The organism is Novilysobacter erysipheiresistens, assembly GCF_036663935.1.
Taxonomy (GTDB): Bacteria; Pseudomonadota; Gammaproteobacteria; order Xanthomonadales; family Xanthomonadaceae; genus Novilysobacter; species Novilysobacter erysipheiresistens.
In genome coordinates, this window is the sequence record NZ_JAXGFP010000001.1 from 310,232 (window position 1) to 324,319 (window position 14,088).

The following is a 14,088-nucleotide window of genomic DNA, read 5'->3' on the forward strand; positions in this document are numbered from 1 at the left end:
TCGCAATGAACCTTGAGTGGTACGACTGGATCGGCATCGCAGGCACGCTGATGGTGCTGGCCGCGTTCTTCCTGTTGCAGGCCGGCCGCCTGTCCGGCACCGGCCTGGTCTACCAGTTGCTCAACCTGCTCGGCGCCGGCGGCGTGCTGGTGTCGCTGTTGGGGCAGTTCAACGTGTCGGTGTTCCTGCTTGAGGCCACCTGGGTCGCCATCAGCGCGTACGGGATCGTGCGCTCGATGAAAGCCGGAAATCGTCCGGCTAAACGCACCTGATGCCGTCCCTTTGACGCAGTCGCGACCTGTACATCGTCCCTATCGTTCGGCGGGTCGCGACTTACGTCGCTCCTACATGGGGCTTGGGGTTCTGGGCGGTGCCGCCATCGGCGCCGGCCACGCGTTGACGATCTTGCAGAACAGCTCCGCGGTGCGTTCGGTGTCGTAGACGGCCGAGTGGGCCTCGCTGGCGTTCCATTCGAAACCGGCCGCCTGCACCGCGCGGGCGAGTACGGTCTGGCCATACGCGACCCCGGCCAGCGTCACGGTGTCGAACACGCTGAAGGGGTGGAACGGGTTGCGCTTGTGGCCGACGCGCGCGATTGCGGCGTTGAGGAAGTTGAGATCGAAGTGGGCGTTGTGGCCAACCAGGATCGCGCGCTGGCAGCCGTGCTTCTTGCAGGCGGCGCGGACCGGGGCGAACACGTGATCGAGCGCGGGGCGCTCTTCCTTGGCCAGGCGGAACGGATGGTCGAGCTTGATGCCGGTGATTTCCAGCGACTTCGGGTCGATCTCCAGGCCTGGGGCCGGGACGACGTGGGCGTTGGTGGTCTCGCCGGGGAAGAGCAGGCCGTTTTCGTCGATGTCGATCGGTTGCACCGCGATTTCCAGCAGCGCGCAGCGGTTCCAGTCGAAGCCGCCGGTCTCGACATCGACCACCACCGGCAGGAAGCCGCGGAAGCGGGTGGCGAGCGGGGAGACCGTGGTGGGCGTGGCGTCGGAAGGCGATGCTGCGGTTGTCATCGAGGAAGCCTAGCAGACGGGTGCGGCGGCCTGCCTTTTGTAGGAGCGGCTTTAGCCGCGATCGGAAACCGTTCGCCCGCGCCGGTTCCAGATCGCGGCTAAAGCCGCTCCTACAAAAGCCATGCTGTTCCCGGAAAGCGCGAGCGTCAGTCGCGGAGGGTGCCCAGGATTACGGCGGTGGCGCGCAATTGTTGGAGCATCGCCAGGCCCTGGGCGATGAAGGCATTGTCGGCTTCGGTGGCGGCTTCCCGGGCGAGGGCCTGCAACTGGTCGCGGCCGCTTAGCCCGGGATGCTGTTCCAGCCGTTGCAGCAAGCGGAAGGTCAGTGCGCTGAGCTGCTGGAAGTTGACCTTGCCCGCCGCGTCCCGCTGCAGCAGCAGGCAGGTCGGTTCGGCGGGCGGGGTGTCCGGCTGGTGGTCGGGGCCGATCCGGTGCACCGGCCAGGTATAGGAAAGCGGCCATGCCAGCGGTGAGACCACCGGGCAGCCATCCAGCAGATTGCCGTCCGGGTCGTGGGCGAGATCGTCCTCGCGCGACTCGCTGATCTGCAAGGCGAGTTCGACCCACTCGTAGTGGGCCAGTTCGGGCAGCCACGGCGGGTCGTTGCGTTCGACTTTGGTTGCGCCGTCGGCCGCGCGTGTTTCGAGATAGCGGAGGAACTCTCGCGCGAGTTCGGTGAACAACGGGGTGCGCGACGGATGATCGCGATAGAAATCGCGGACGAGCGCCGACCAGCGTCCGGGATCGGGCGGGCCCGTGAAGATCCGCTTGATCACCGGGAAGTTGCCGGCAAGCATGCTTTCGATGTTGTTGAAGAACAGTTCGCGGTAGATCTTCAGCCGGCGCTCTTCGATGCCTGCCGGCGCCATCGCGCGGTCCGGATCGCGGATGTAATCGCCGAGCCCGTGCCGTGCATCCGCGTCGGAAGACTCAGGCGACATGGCGCTGTTCGGTGCGAGTCTCGCGCAGGTGGCCGCGGACGATGTCGAGTTCGCCCAGCAGCTCGTCCAGCGGCGGCAGGTTGAAGTCGCGTTCGAGCAGGGTCGGGCGCGGGCCGAACTCACGATAGGCTTCGGCCAGCAGGTCCCATACCGGATCGCTCACCGCCGCGCCGTGGGTGTCGATCTTGAGGTCGTCGGCCTCGTCGAAGTGGCCGGCGACGTGGATGTAGGCAACGCGCTCGCCGGGCAGGGCGCGCAGGAAGTCACGCGCGTCGTAGCCGTGGTTGGTGGCGTTGACCACGATGTTGTTGACGTCCAGCAGCAGGTCGCAGTCGGCGCGTTCGAGCACCGCGTTGACGAAGTCGATTTCCGCCATCGCGGCCGGCTGCAAGGTCGCGTAGTAGGAAATGTTCTCGACCGCGATGCGCCGGCCGAGCGCGTCCTGGGTGCGGCGGATGCGCGCTGCGACGTGTTCGACCGCGGCGTCGGTGAACGGCAGCGGCATCAGGTCGTACAGCTGGCCATGCTCGTCGCTGCAGGCGCTCAGGTGTTCGCTGTAGATCGGCACGCGGTGGGCGTCGAGGAAGCGCCGCAGCTTGCCCAGAAAGGTCTCGTCGAGTGGGCCGGGGCCGCCGAGCGACAGCGACAGCCCATGGCAGACAATCGGATGGCGCGAGGCGAGGTCGGCGAACGCGTTGCCGAGCGCGCCACCGACACCGATCCAGTTTTCCGGTGCGACTTCGAGAAAGTCGAAGCCGCCTGGAGTGGCCGCCCGCAGCGGACCCAACAGGGCCCGCCGCAGGCCGAGACCGACGGCGTCAGGCGCGAGTGCGGATGACGCGGTCATGGAGCAAACAAACGGCGAATTAGGCGGCTTACTTGCTGCCGCCGCACTTGCCCTCGCCGCACTTGCCTTCCATGTCGGCCTTCGCGGCCGCGCCGGCGTCAGCCTTCTTGTCGCCACCACACTTGCCTTCGCCGCACTTGCCTTCCTGGTGGGCCTTCATCTCGGCGGCATCTACGAACCCGTCGCCGTTCGGGTCGTGTTCGGCGAACTTGCTGGTGTCGCCACCGTGGGCGGCGCCGAACTCGGCCGACGAGATCTTGCCGTCCTTGTCGGTGTCCATCTTGGCCATGCCGCACTTGCCTTCGCCGCACTTGCCCTCGGTCTTCTTGGCGCCGCAGCTGGCTTCACCAGCCTTGTCCGCGGTAGCGGCCGCGGCGTCCTGGGCGCCGAGCATGTAGCCCTGGGCGAGCGGGGTGGCGGCGAAGGCCGAGCCCGCCAGCAGCAGGCCGCCGGCAAGGGTGGCGGCGACGAGGGCGGGCTTGTTCGAGTTCTGGGACATGGGTAGCTCCTGGGTTGTGGTCGGACCGCTTGGAGTCGCGATCCTAGCGCGGTTGGGGCAAGGATGGATTAACCCCGGGTGCGGCGTGACCGCCGCCCGGGTATTCGTTCCTTACGACCGTCGGTGCGCGACGGATGCAGCCCTCGCCATCCCCGGGGAACGCGCGCTCACGGGGCAACGGTATTGCTGTCGTCGCGCTTCTCGCGTGGCGGCAGGTTGTCCTCGCCGCGAACCAGGAACCAGATGTTCTCGGCGATGTTGGTGGCGTGGTCGCCGATGCGTTCGATGTTCTTCGCCATGAACAGCAGGTGGGTGCAACCGGTGATGCTGCGCGGATCTTCGGCCATGTAGGTCAGCAGCTCGCGGAACAGGGACGTGTAGGCCGCATCGAGCTCGGCATCGCGATCACGGACCTGTTGTGCGGCCACCACGTCGTTGCCGCGATAGGCGGTCATGACGTCGCGCACCTGTTGTGCCGCGAGCTTGCCGATCACCTGCAAGCCGCCGACGTGCGGCAGCGGCGGCGCCAGGTTCAGAGCGGTCGAGCGCTTGGCGACGTTGGCCGCGTAGTCGCCGATGCGCTCGATGTCGGAGGCGATGCGGATGGTGGCGAGGATCTCGCGCAGGTCGCGGGCCATCGGTCCGCGCAGGGCCAGCTTCATGACGTCGTGGCTGATCGTCTGCTCCAGCGCGTCGATCGCCTCGTCGTTGCCGATGATCCGCGCGGCGGCCTTGTCGTCGCGGCGCTGGACCACGTCGAGCGCGGCCTCCAGCTGGGCGGCGGCCATCTCGCCCATGCGCAGGGTCTCGTCGAGCAGACGGCGCTGCTCCTCGTCGTAGCTCTTGACGATGTGGTCGTGGGGAACGTTGTTCATCGGGTTTGCCCTCAGCCGAACCGGCCGCTGATGTAGTCCTCGGTCTGCTGCACCGAAGGATTGGAGAAGATCGTGTCGGTGGCGCCGTGCTCGATCAGGTCGCCCAGGTACATGAAGGCGGTGTAGTCCGACACGCGCGCGGCCTGCTGCATGTTGTGGGTGACGATCGCGATGGTGTAGTCGTTCTTGAGCTCGGCCACCAGTTGCTCGATGCGGCTGGTCGAGATCGGATCCAGCGCCGAGGTCGGCTCGTCCAGCAGCAGCACGTCGGGCTTCAGCGCGACCGCGCGGGCGATGCACAGGCGCTGCTGCTGGCCGCCCGACAGGCCGAGTGCGCTGGCGTCGAGCTTGTCCTTGACCTCATCCCACAACGCGGCCTGGCGCAGCGCCAGTTCCACCCGGTTGGCCATTTCGGCCTTCGACAGCTTCTCGTGGTGGCGGATGCCGTAGGCGACGTTCTCGAAGATCGTCATCGGGAACGGCACCGGCTTCTGGAACACCATGCCTACCTTGCTGCGCAGCCGGTTCATCGGGTACTTCGGGTCGAGGATGTTCTCGCCGTCGAGCAGCACCTCGCCGCTTGCGCGCAGCTTCGGATACAGCGCGTAGATCCGGTTGAACACGCGCAGCAGGGTCGACTTGCCGCAGCCGGACGGGCCGATCAACGCGGTGACGCGCTTCTCCGGGATCGCCAGGTCGATGTTCTTGAGCGCACGGAACTTGTCGTAGTGGAAGTCGAGCCCGCGTGCGGCGAGCTTGACCGGCGCATCGGCGGTGGCGACAGGGGCGACGGTGGCGGCGAAATCATTCATGGCAGTCGTCTGGAAACGGGATGGGTGCTGCGGTGAGTCGGCAAACGCGTCAGTCATGCGCTACCCGGTTGCGGGACACGATCGCGCGGGCGACCAGGCTGATCAGCAGCACGAAGCCGGTCAGTACCAGCGCGCCGGCCCAGGCGATCGACTGCCACGAGTCGTACGGGCTGCCGGCGAACTGGTACATCACCACCGGCACGCTGGCCATCGGCCCGGTGACGTCGGCGCTCCAGTACTGGTTGCCGAAGGCGGTGAACAGCAATGGCGCGGTCTCGCCGCTAATCCTGGCAAGAGCGAGCAGGACGCCGGTGACGATGCCAGGCATCGCCGAGCGGTACATCACCTGCACGGTGACCTTCCACTGCGGCACGCCGAGCGACAGCGCCGCCTCGCGCATCTGCGAGGGCACCAGCCGCAACATCTCGTCGGTGGTGCGCAACACCACCGGCAGCACGATGAAGGCCAGCGCGATGGCGCCGGCTATCGCCGAGAAGCTGAATTGACGCACCACCAGGGTGTAGACGAACAGGCCCAGCACGATCGACGGCGCCGACAGCAGGATGTCGTTGACGAAGCGCACCACGGTGCCGATCCGGCTGCCGGCGCCGTACTCGGCCAGCCAGGTACCGGCGGCGATGCCCAGCGGCGTGCCGATGCCGATCGCCATCAGGCACATCACCGCGCTGCCGAAGAACGCGTTCTTGAGACCGCCCTCGCTCATCGGCGGCGGGGTGTTCTGCGTGAACAACGCCCAGTCGATGCCGCCGATGCCCTTGGACACCAGCGTCCACAGGATCCAGCCCAGGAACAACAGGCCGATCGCGGCGGCGAGGCAGGCGAGCACCAGCGACGCCGCATTGGTGATCCTGCGCCGGCGGTACAGCGCGCCGGCGGTGCGCTGGCTGCGGCTGGCGGTGGTGTTGGCGACGACGGCGGCCATCAGTTGCCCTCCTTGCGAGACAGGTGGCCGAGCATCAATCGCGCGATCGCGAGCACGATGAAGGTCACGATGAACAGCACGAAGCCGAGCAGCAGCAACGCCGAACGATAGGTCTCGGTCGCCTCGCCGAAATCATTGGCGATCAGCGCGGCGATGGTCGTGCCCGGCTCCAGCAGCGACGCGGTGAAACGGGTCGAATTGCCGATCACGAACGCGACCGCCATGGTCTCGCCGAGCGCGCGCCCCAACCCGAGGAAGATGCCGCCGATCACCGCCGAGCGGGTATACGGCAGCACGATATCCCAGCTGACCTCCCACTTGGTCGAACCGAGCGCATAAGCCGATTCCTTGAGCCGCGTCGGCACGGTCAGGAACACCTCGCGCATCACCGACGAAATGAACGGCACCACCATGATCGCCAGCACGATGCCGGCGGTCAGCATGCCGATGCCGATCGGCGGTCCCTGGAACAACGGTCCGATCAGCGGCAGCGTGCCGAGATTCTCGTTGGCCCAGGGCGTGACGTGCTCGGTCATCACCGGCACCAGCACGAACAGGCCCCACATGCCGTAGATGATCGACGGGATGCCGGCCAGCAACTCGATCGCGGTGCCGACCGGCCCGCGCGCCCAGCGTGGCGCGACCTCGGTCAGGAAGAAGGCGATGCCGAAACTGAGCGGAATCGCGATCAGCATCGCAATGATCGCGGTGACCACGGTGCCGTAGATCGGCACCAGCGCGCCGTACCGGTTCTCGACCGGATTCCAGTCGGCGCTGAAGAAGAAGTCGAGGCCCGAGGCCTCGAGTGCCTGGCGACCACCCCACAGCATCGACAGCGCCGCGCCGACCAGCGCCAGCAGCACGAACACCACGGTGGCGACCAGCGCGTAACGGAACAGCCGGTCGTTGCGGGCGTCCTTGTGGTCGCGCGAGGCGGGGAGGGCGATAGCGTTCATGCGGTGGATTCGGTTCCTTTGCCAACAATACGCCCCCGGTGCGCGAGGCATCCGGGGGCGGTCCGACGAGACGCGGTTACTGTGCGGCCGGAGCCTTGAACTCCGCCACCCAGTACTGCTCGATCTGGCCGACCAGTTCCGGCGGCAGCGGCACGTAATCGAGCGTGGCGGCCTGTTGCTGGCCGTTGTGCAGGGCCCACTCGAAGAACGCGCGGGCGTCGGCGCTGCGCTGTGGATCCTTCGGCTCGGCGTACATCATTGCGAACACCGTTGCGGCGATCGGCCAGGCCTGGTCGCCACCGGCGTTGGTGATCACCAGGTTGAAGTCCTGCACGCTCGACCAGTCGGCGGTCGCGGCGGCCGCGGCGAAGGTCTCGGCGCTGGGCGCGACGAAGTTGCCCGCGGCGTTCTGCAACTGCGCGAATGCCATCTGGTTCTGCAGCGCGTAAGCCAGCTCGACATAGCCGATCGAACCATCGATCTGCTGCACATACGACGCCACGCCCTCGTTGCCCTTGCCGCCGACGCCGTCGGGCCACTGCACCGACTTGCCCTCGCCGATCTTGCTCTTCCACTCAGGCGAGACCTTCGACAGGTAGTTGGTGAAGTTGAAGGTCGTACCGGAACCGTCCGAGCGCTGGACCAGGTTGATCTTGGTCGCCGGCAGGGTGACGCCGGGGTTGAGCGCGGTGATCGCCGGGTCGTTCCAGGTCTTGATCTTCCCCAGGTAGATGTCGGCCAGCAGCGGGCCGGTCAGGCGCAGCTCGCCCGGCTCCACGCCCTCGACGTTGACCACCGGCACCACGCCACCGATCACCACCGGGAACTGCAGCAGCCCGGCCTCGTCTAGCTCGGCGCTGTCCAGCGGCGCGTCGGAGGCGCCAAAGGCAACCGTGGCGGCCTTGATCTGGGCGATGCCGCCGCCGGAGCCGATCGACTGGTAGTTGACCTTGTTGCCGGTGGCGGCGTTGTAGTCGGCCGACCACTTCGATACCAGCGGGAAGAAGAACGTCGAGCCGGCGCCGGTGATCTGCGCGGCGACCTTGTCTCCGGCTTCGGCATTGGCGGCGGCGGTGTTGGCGTCGGAATCGGTGGCCGGGGCGGACTCGTTGCCACCGCAGGCGGCGACGGCGAGCGCGACGGCGAGGGACAGGGCGGCGGTGCGAAGGTTGAAGCCGGCCGGCGTGGTGTTCATGGGGAACTCCGTGCGAGGGAAATGCCGGCACTGCCGGCGGGTGCGACCATGAAATGATGTTTTTGTTACATCGATATGACAGTTCGGCGGATTTGTTACAGCGCGTCAAAAAAAACGGGCGCGACCTTGGTCGCGCCCTGCCGTTCAGGAGAGAGGAGATTGGTCCCGCGAGGGCCCCGGGTCATTTGACCCGTCGTATGTTGCCGGGGTGTGGCGGTTACCAGTAGAACTGCGCGCGTGCTTCGACAATATTCGGGTCGTCGCTGACGCCCATGCGCTCGCTGTCGACCTGCACGTAGTTCAGCATGAACTTGAAATTCTTCCGCCAGTACCAGTTGACCCCCGCGGTCAGGGCATCCATCTGGCCGCCTTCGACGCTGCCGTCGTCGAGGTCGATGGTGTCGTAGCGCAGGCCGAGCTGCCACATGCCGCGGGCCGGGTCGGTCGGCTTGGCGGTGCCGGGGGTGCCGCCCTTGTAGCTCCAGCTCTCGCCGGTCAGGTTGTAGAGCGCGCTGAGGTAGCCGCCGGTGGCGTCGTAGTCGGCGTTGTCGTGGCGGCTGACCGAGCCACGCATGTACTCGCCCTGCAGCTTGAACGGGCCGCGCACCCAGAAGCTTTCCAGGCCGGTGGTGGCCAGCCGGTCGGTGTCGGTCAGGGTGCCGGAATCCACCAGCCGGACGCCGGCGAGGTCGGCCTGTGGCCGGGTGCGCAAGCGCAGGCTGTCGGCGTCGGTGTCGCGGTCCACGTACGACAGGCCGAAGTGGAGGATGTTGCCGTCCTCGTTGATCGGCGCGAAGGTGCCCCGCAGGCCGTAGCCACTGCCATGGTCGCCACCGCTGGTCATCTCGCGACCGAAGCTGCTGGCGGTGATGCTCCAGTCGTCCTGGCCGTAACCGTAGGCCACGCCGAGCCGGCGCGACACGCCGAAGGTGTTGGTGGTCATCGCCTTGGAGATGAAGTCGTTGTTCTTGGTCGACGACAGCTCCTCGAGGCTGTTGGGCTGCTTGAACTGGCCGACCTGCAATGAGTGGCCATCGCCAAACCCGTATTCGACGTTGACGTCGAGCCACTTGTCGGCCTTGGCGTCGTAGCCGACCACCCAGTCGAGGTTGCCCGGGCCCTTGCCCTTGAGCACCAGTTCGGCGCGGCGCAGTTCGTAGTCGTGGTCAGCGCCGTCGCCGGCGTCGCCATCGAGGTCGGCCACGTCGTTGTCGTACCAGCTGCCATCGGCCTGGAGCAGGCCCTCGAAGCTGATCTCCGAGCCGCCGATGGTGTCGATCGGCACGCCGGCATGGGCCAGCGGTGCCAGCGCGGCGAGCGACAGCACGACGAGGATCCGTGTTGCGAGACGGTTTGATTCAATTTTCATTGCGGTTTGATGTCACGGCTGGGGAAGTGCCCGCAGGTTAAGCGTGGCAAATTGCAGAATTGTGACATTCCTGCAGTTGCGTGACGTTTTCGTTGCAGTCGACTCACGGCATCGAGGGCCGGAACCGGGCCTGGACCTGCAGGCTGCCGTTGCGCTCGCGGATCTCGAGCATGAGCGGCGCGATGCCGTGTTCGTGGCGCAGGCGGTCGAGCCAGCCCAGCAGGGCGGGCGCGTCGACTGCATCGATCCCGACTTCGAGCACGCCGGCGTCGTCGATGCGCTGGCGGCTGACGGGCACCCGGGCGGTCGCCGCGCTATCGAGGATGGCGGAGGCGAAGGCGTCGGTGGTCGTCATGGCGGGGTTGCGCGCCTGCAGCGCGGTGATCGTGTCGATGCCGTGCACGATTTCGCCCAGGTCGGCGGCGGCGCGCTCATGGCGATCGCGTGCGGTATCACGCCATTGCCGCAGTGGCGCGACCACGCCGAACCACAGCGCGAACGCTCCGATCGCCGCGCACATCACCCCCAGCATCCACTGTTCGCGCGGTTCGCGCGCCTGCCACCACTGGTTCAACCGGTTGCGGCGGTTCATGCGGAGGTCCTCACGGTGATGGTGTAGCGGCTGCGGCCGTTCGTCTTTCCACCGTCGTTTTCGGTCAGTTCCAGCCCGGCGTCGAACAGCGCGCCGCGGATTTGCTCCAGCGCGGGCGGCGAGGGCACCACCAGGGTCGCCTGCAATTCGCCGCCGGCATAGGACAGCGCATCCAGTTCGGCGCCGTCGGTTGCGGCGACGGCGGCCAGCAGCGTGGCGGTGGCGTGCGCGAACCCGCCGCCGGCCTGCAATTCGGCCAGCCGTGCGCGGATCGGCGGCAGCGGGTTGGCGCCTTCCTCCAGCGTCGGCATCAGGGTGCGAGCGAGGGCGGCGGTTTGGCTCTGCAGGGCGCGCGCGGCGAGTTCGTAGCGGATCGCCTGCGCAGTCAGCAACACCAGCGGCGACACCGCCAGTACCGCGGCCAGGATCGCCGCCCGGCGATAGGCCGGCCAACCCTGGCGGTGCGTGGACTGACGGGCGAAAGCGTATTGCAACAGGTCGATCGGCGGCATCAACGCGTTGGCGGCGAATGCGGACTCGGCGTCCGCGGCGGTCAGGAGGCGTCGCGGTCGGTCGCCGATGATCTGTTCGGCCAGTGCGGGTTCGGCGGCGAAGGCCAGTTGTTCGCCCCGGACCAGCCAGTGTCCGTCGATCTCGGCAACAACCACTTCGCTGGTTGTGCCTGCAGCGGGTGGCTCCGGCGGTGGCAACAGCATCGGCAGCGGCACCACGGCATCGGGGGTCATGCCGAGCGCCGTGGCGCGGTCCAGCCACGCCTGCATGGTCGCCGACTCGATTGCGACGACCTGTCGGCTGCCACCGTCCGCAGCCATCGGTGCGATTGCCAGGTGCAGGGTGTCGATCGGCCCGGCGACGTGCGCGGCGACCAGCACCCGGGCCGCGGCGAGCGCCTGCACCGGGTTGCGCGCCGGCAGGTCCAGCCAGCACGACAAACATTCGCTGCCGGGCACGGCCAGGAGCTGGCGGACGACGGGTTGGGCAGGGCTGGCGGTGAGCGGCGAATCGACATCCGGCGGGTGCCGCGATAGCACGCGCCCGTCGGCATCGATGCGCAGGCAGGTGGCGTCGGCGCCGGTTGCGTGGGGAAGCAGCACGATCGTGGTGGCGTTCATCGCGATGGGATCGGGTCGGGTGGTCATCGTCATTCCAGCGGCGCCAGGCGGCGTGCGATCAGGCGGGTGCGGCCGGCGTCGTGTTCGAACAAGGCGCTCGACACGACCTGCGCGCCGGCGTACTCGATCTGCGATTGCAGGCCAAAAAATCGCGTTCTCAGCGAAACCTGCTCGCGAACCCGCTGGGTCGGGGTGAAACCATCCAGCAATTCGTGCGACCAAAAGTCTTCGAGGTCGGGCCAGCCGCCTCCGGGGCGTGCGCGGATCAGCCGGCGCGCCGCGTCGGGGCCGAGTGCGCCATCGGTCAGCATCGTCAGCAGCAACGCGTCGTCTTCTTCGACGGTGTTGAGGTTGATCGGCGACAGCGCGTCGGTGGGCAACGCGCAGGCGTAGGGGCGCAGGCGGGTGTAGATGTCGTCGTCGAAGCCGGCGATCGCGCGCAGTTCGCTGGGCTCGGCCAGCAAGGTGCCGCTGGTGCGGTAGGCGGGCGTGCGCGACTGGTAGTTCGCGTCCTCGGCGCCGAGCTCGCCGGGGACGCTGTCGGAATCCATCCAGTCGACGAGTGCGTCGACCAGCGCATCGGCCCGCCGCGCGGGAATGTCGAGTGCGCGCAGCAACGCCGCGAACTGCTGGCTGCCAGTCGCACTGCGTTGCCACAGCTCGCCCGCGCCCTCGACCACGCTGTTGAGGTTGAAGCAGTTGCCGGCATCGGACAGCGTTGCGCCGATCGTGCCGTGTTCGACCGGGAACACGATTGGACGGTCGTTCCAGTCGCCGGCCAGGGTGGTGCGGCCGGGGTCGCGCGTCGACAGCCGGTCGATCTGCGCCATCGCCAACGTTTCCGCGCCCAGCGCGTACCAGTGCGCCTGTGCCATCGACTGCGCGTTGGACGCGCGACGCAGGCCGAAGCGGATATCGTCGAGCACGCTCATCACCAGTATCGACATCACCGCGACCAGCAGCAGCACGGTCAGTAGTGCGACGCCCGACTGCCGCCTCACGCGTCCGCTCCGGGCAGCAGGAACAACTGCTCGATCCGGCCCAGTCCTTCCAGTTGCAATTCCAGTCGCACCGCATCGGGCATCGAGGTCGCGCCGCCGGGCCAGCCGTCGATCCACTGGCCACGGTAGTGGTAGCCGATCGTCGCCGACTCGATGCCCGCCAGCATCACCTGCGGTACCCCCGGCGCGGCGCCGTCGAGCGCGGTGCGTACGCTGCGTTCGAGCTGGCCGTCGACCAGCCGGTACTCGACGTACTGCATCGATGCGCGCGGTTCGGCGTCGGGATTGGTCCAGCCGCGACGGACCAATGCCAACAATGGCGCCGCACCGGACATCGCCCGGCCTTCGCCCGCGGTGCTGCCGACGAAGGCGTTGCGCGCGGGCATGCCGTCGCGTTCGCGCACCCGGCGTGGCGCGGCCTGGGCGAGGTCGGCCTTGAGCAGGGCGCGCGCGCGCTGGAACTCGCCGAGCCGATCCATCCGTGCCTGAACCACGCCCTGGTTGTCGGCGGCATACGCCATCACCGTGACCCCGACCGCCGACAACAGGGCGAAGACCAGCAGCGCGACCAGCATCTCGACCAGGGTGAAGCCCCGCGCGCTCATTCGACGCCCCGGAACACACTGGCCTCGGCGACCACGCGGTCCTCGCCGGTCGGCATCACGGTGACGTCGACCCGGACGATCGCGTCCATGTCGGTCGGGCTGACGGTGCGGGTCCAGCCCCAGTCGCGGTCACCGACGGATTCGGTGCCGGAGGATTGCGCAGCCAGTTCCGCGGGCGTCGACAACATCGCCTCGACGGCGCGGTTGTCGGCGACCACACCGGCCAGCACGCGCTCCTCGATCACCACTGCGGTGCGGGTGTTCTCGCCGGCCAGGTTCAACAACGCCAGCGCGACCAGGCTGAACACCGCCATCGCGACCAGCATCTCGATCAGCGAGAAGCCGCGTGCGCGGCGGTCAGCGCGGCGCATCGACCCCCACCTCACCGGCGGCATCCACGCTGACCTGCAGTCGGCGGTCGTGGCGCGCCAGCAGCACTCCGGTTTCGCGGCTGCCGCCGGTCGGCTCGAAGCGGAAGCTGACCTGCTCGCGCTTGCCGTCAAGCAGCGCGGTAGTGCCCTCGGCCCACGCCACCGGCTCGAACGGGCCTTCCTGCAGTGGCTGCCACTGGCCGAAACTCTGGCGCTCGAACGAATAGCCGCGCGCATCGACCACCACCTGCACCGTGCGCGTGGTCAGGATCGCCTCCTCCTGCGCGCGCAGCAGCCGCGCGGCGAGGGTGTCGGCCTCGCGCGAGAGCGTGTTGGCGTCGCCGGGCGCGGTCAGCACCACCGCGACCCCCATCAGGCCGACGATCACCAGCACCACCATCAGCTCCACCAGCGTGAAGCCGGCGCAGGCGCGGCCGCGACGCGGGACCTGGCGCTTGGTGTTGCGCACCGTCGCGGATTCCCGTCAGTTCCAGTTGCCGATGTCGGCGCCGTCGGCCTCGCCGCCCGCGGCACCATCTGCACCGAACGAATAGATGTCGAACGGGCCGTGCTCGCCGGGCTGGCGGTACTGGTACGGGTTGCCCCACGGGTCGGTCGGCAGGCGGCGGATGTAGCCGCCGCGGCGGTAACGCTCAGGCCGCGCAAGGCCGGCCGGTGCGTGCAGCAGCGCATCGAGCCCGTGTTCGGTGCGCGGGTAGACCAGGTTTTCCAGACGATAGGTCTCGACCGCCTGCTCCAGCACCGACACGTCGGCGCGGGCCTTCTCGACCATCGCGCGGTCCTGGCTGGGCATCACGTTGATCATCACCACGGTGGCGAGCAGGCCGATGATGACGATCACCACCATCAGCTCGACCAGGGTGAAGCCGGCGTTCTTGCGGCGGCGCGGGGTGGGGGTGGCTTGCATGGTGG

Annotated in this window: 18 protein-coding genes; 1 reads left to right on the forward strand and 17 read right to left on the reverse strand. The window is 67.9% G+C overall.

All coding sequences use genetic code 11. The features are described from left to right. Positions 1–5: 5 nt before the first annotated feature. Positions 6–272 carry a CBU_0592 family membrane protein gene (locus SNE34_RS01605; protein WP_332614081.1) on the forward strand — a complete coding sequence of 89 codons (267 nt, stop codon included), beginning with the start codon at positions 6–8 and terminating at the stop codon, positions 270–272. A 72-nt stretch (positions 273–344) separates the two neighbouring features. Here SNE34_RS01605 and rnt read toward each other — a convergent pair whose 3' ends face one another. The 17 genes from rnt to gspG all read right to left on the reverse strand — a co-directional run bounded on the left by rnt (position 345) and on the right by gspG (position 14,083). Then, positions 345–1,016, reverse strand: coding sequence for a ribonuclease T (gene rnt, locus SNE34_RS01610; protein WP_332614083.1), 672 nt, complete (start codon positions 1,014–1,016; stop codon positions 345–347). 146 nt (positions 1,017–1,162) lie between these two features. After that, a complete protein-coding gene (locus SNE34_RS01615; protein WP_332614085.1) occupies positions 1,163–1,957 on the reverse strand; it encodes an HvfC family RiPP maturation protein in 795 nt (264 codons plus the stop codon). Further along, positions 1,947–2,804: an HvfB family MNIO-type RiPP peptide maturase gene (locus SNE34_RS01620; RefSeq protein ID WP_332614087.1), complete on the reverse strand. Its 858-nt coding sequence runs from the start codon at positions 2,802–2,804 to the stop codon at positions 1,947–1,949. The genes SNE34_RS01615 and SNE34_RS01620 overlap by 11 nt, the downstream gene beginning before the upstream one ends. Positions 2,805–2,832: 28 nt before the next feature. Further along, a complete protein-coding gene (locus SNE34_RS01625; protein ID WP_332614089.1) occupies positions 2,833–3,303 on the reverse strand; it encodes an EF-hand domain-containing protein in 471 nt (156 codons plus the stop codon). A 167-nt stretch (positions 3,304–3,470) separates the two neighbouring features. Then, the gene (phoU, locus tag SNE34_RS01630) at positions 3,471–4,178 is read right to left on the reverse strand and encodes a phosphate signaling complex protein PhoU (RefSeq protein WP_332614091.1); all 708 of its coding nucleotides are present in this window, start codon (positions 4,176–4,178) and stop codon (positions 3,471–3,473) included. Between the two features lie 11 nt (positions 4,179–4,189). Beyond that, entirely contained in the window at positions 4,190–4,990 is an 801-nt protein-coding gene (pstB, locus tag SNE34_RS01635; RefSeq protein ID WP_332614093.1) for a phosphate ABC transporter ATP-binding protein PstB, read from the reverse strand. Positions 4,991–5,039: 49 nt separating this feature from the next. Then, a complete protein-coding gene (gene pstA / locus SNE34_RS01640) occupies positions 5,040–5,933 on the reverse strand; it encodes a phosphate ABC transporter permease PstA (RefSeq protein WP_332614095.1) in 894 nt (297 codons plus the stop codon). Next, complete coding sequence (gene pstC, locus SNE34_RS01645; RefSeq protein ID WP_332614097.1) at positions 5,933–6,889, reverse strand: phosphate ABC transporter permease subunit PstC; 957 nt, start codon at positions 6,887–6,889, stop codon at positions 5,933–5,935. Before pstC ends, pstA begins: the two co-directional genes overlap by 1 nt. Positions 6,890–6,965: 76 nt before the next feature. Next, positions 6,966–8,084, reverse strand: coding sequence for a phosphate ABC transporter substrate-binding protein PstS (gene pstS / locus SNE34_RS01650; RefSeq protein ID WP_332614099.1), 1,119 nt, complete (start codon positions 8,082–8,084; stop codon positions 6,966–6,968). A gap of 217 nt (positions 8,085–8,301) precedes the next feature. Beyond that, positions 8,302–9,453: an OprO/OprP family phosphate-selective porin gene (locus tag SNE34_RS01655; protein WP_332614101.1), complete on the reverse strand. Its 1,152-nt coding sequence runs from the start codon at positions 9,451–9,453 to the stop codon at positions 8,302–8,304. 103 nt (positions 9,454–9,556) lie between these two features. Continuing rightward, positions 9,557–10,045 carry a type II secretion system protein GspM gene (gspM, locus tag SNE34_RS01660; RefSeq protein WP_332614103.1) on the reverse strand — a complete coding sequence of 163 codons (489 nt, stop codon included), beginning with the start codon at positions 10,043–10,045 and terminating at the stop codon, positions 9,557–9,559. Continuing rightward, a complete protein-coding gene (gspL, locus tag SNE34_RS01665; RefSeq protein ID WP_332614105.1) occupies positions 10,042–11,205 on the reverse strand; it encodes a type II secretion system protein GspL in 1,164 nt (387 codons plus the stop codon). The genes gspM and gspL overlap by 4 nt, the downstream gene beginning before the upstream one ends. A 2-nt stretch (positions 11,206–11,207) precedes the next feature. Beyond that, positions 11,208–12,179 carry a type II secretion system minor pseudopilin GspK gene (gspK, locus tag SNE34_RS01670; RefSeq protein WP_332614107.1) on the reverse strand — a complete coding sequence of 324 codons (972 nt, stop codon included), beginning with the start codon at positions 12,177–12,179 and terminating at the stop codon, positions 11,208–11,210. After that, the gene (gene gspJ, locus SNE34_RS01675) at positions 12,176–12,784 is read right to left on the reverse strand and encodes a type II secretion system minor pseudopilin GspJ (RefSeq protein ID WP_332614108.1); all 609 of its coding nucleotides are present in this window, start codon (positions 12,782–12,784) and stop codon (positions 12,176–12,178) included. Before gspJ ends, gspK begins: the two co-directional genes overlap by 4 nt. After that, positions 12,781–13,155, reverse strand: coding sequence for a type II secretion system minor pseudopilin GspI (gene gspI / locus SNE34_RS01680; protein ID WP_332614110.1), 375 nt, complete (start codon positions 13,153–13,155; stop codon positions 12,781–12,783). The genes gspJ and gspI overlap by 4 nt, the downstream gene beginning before the upstream one ends. Then, positions 13,142–13,624 carry a GspH/FimT family pseudopilin gene (locus SNE34_RS01685; RefSeq protein WP_332614112.1) on the reverse strand — a complete coding sequence of 161 codons (483 nt, stop codon included), beginning with the start codon at positions 13,622–13,624 and terminating at the stop codon, positions 13,142–13,144. The genes gspI and SNE34_RS01685 overlap by 14 nt, the downstream gene beginning before the upstream one ends. 15 nt (positions 13,625–13,639) lie before the next feature. Then, positions 13,640–14,083 carry a type II secretion system major pseudopilin GspG gene (gene gspG / locus SNE34_RS01690; protein WP_332614114.1) on the reverse strand — a complete coding sequence of 148 codons (444 nt, stop codon included), beginning with the start codon at positions 14,081–14,083 and terminating at the stop codon, positions 13,640–13,642. Positions 14,084–14,088 lie beyond the last annotated feature (5 nt).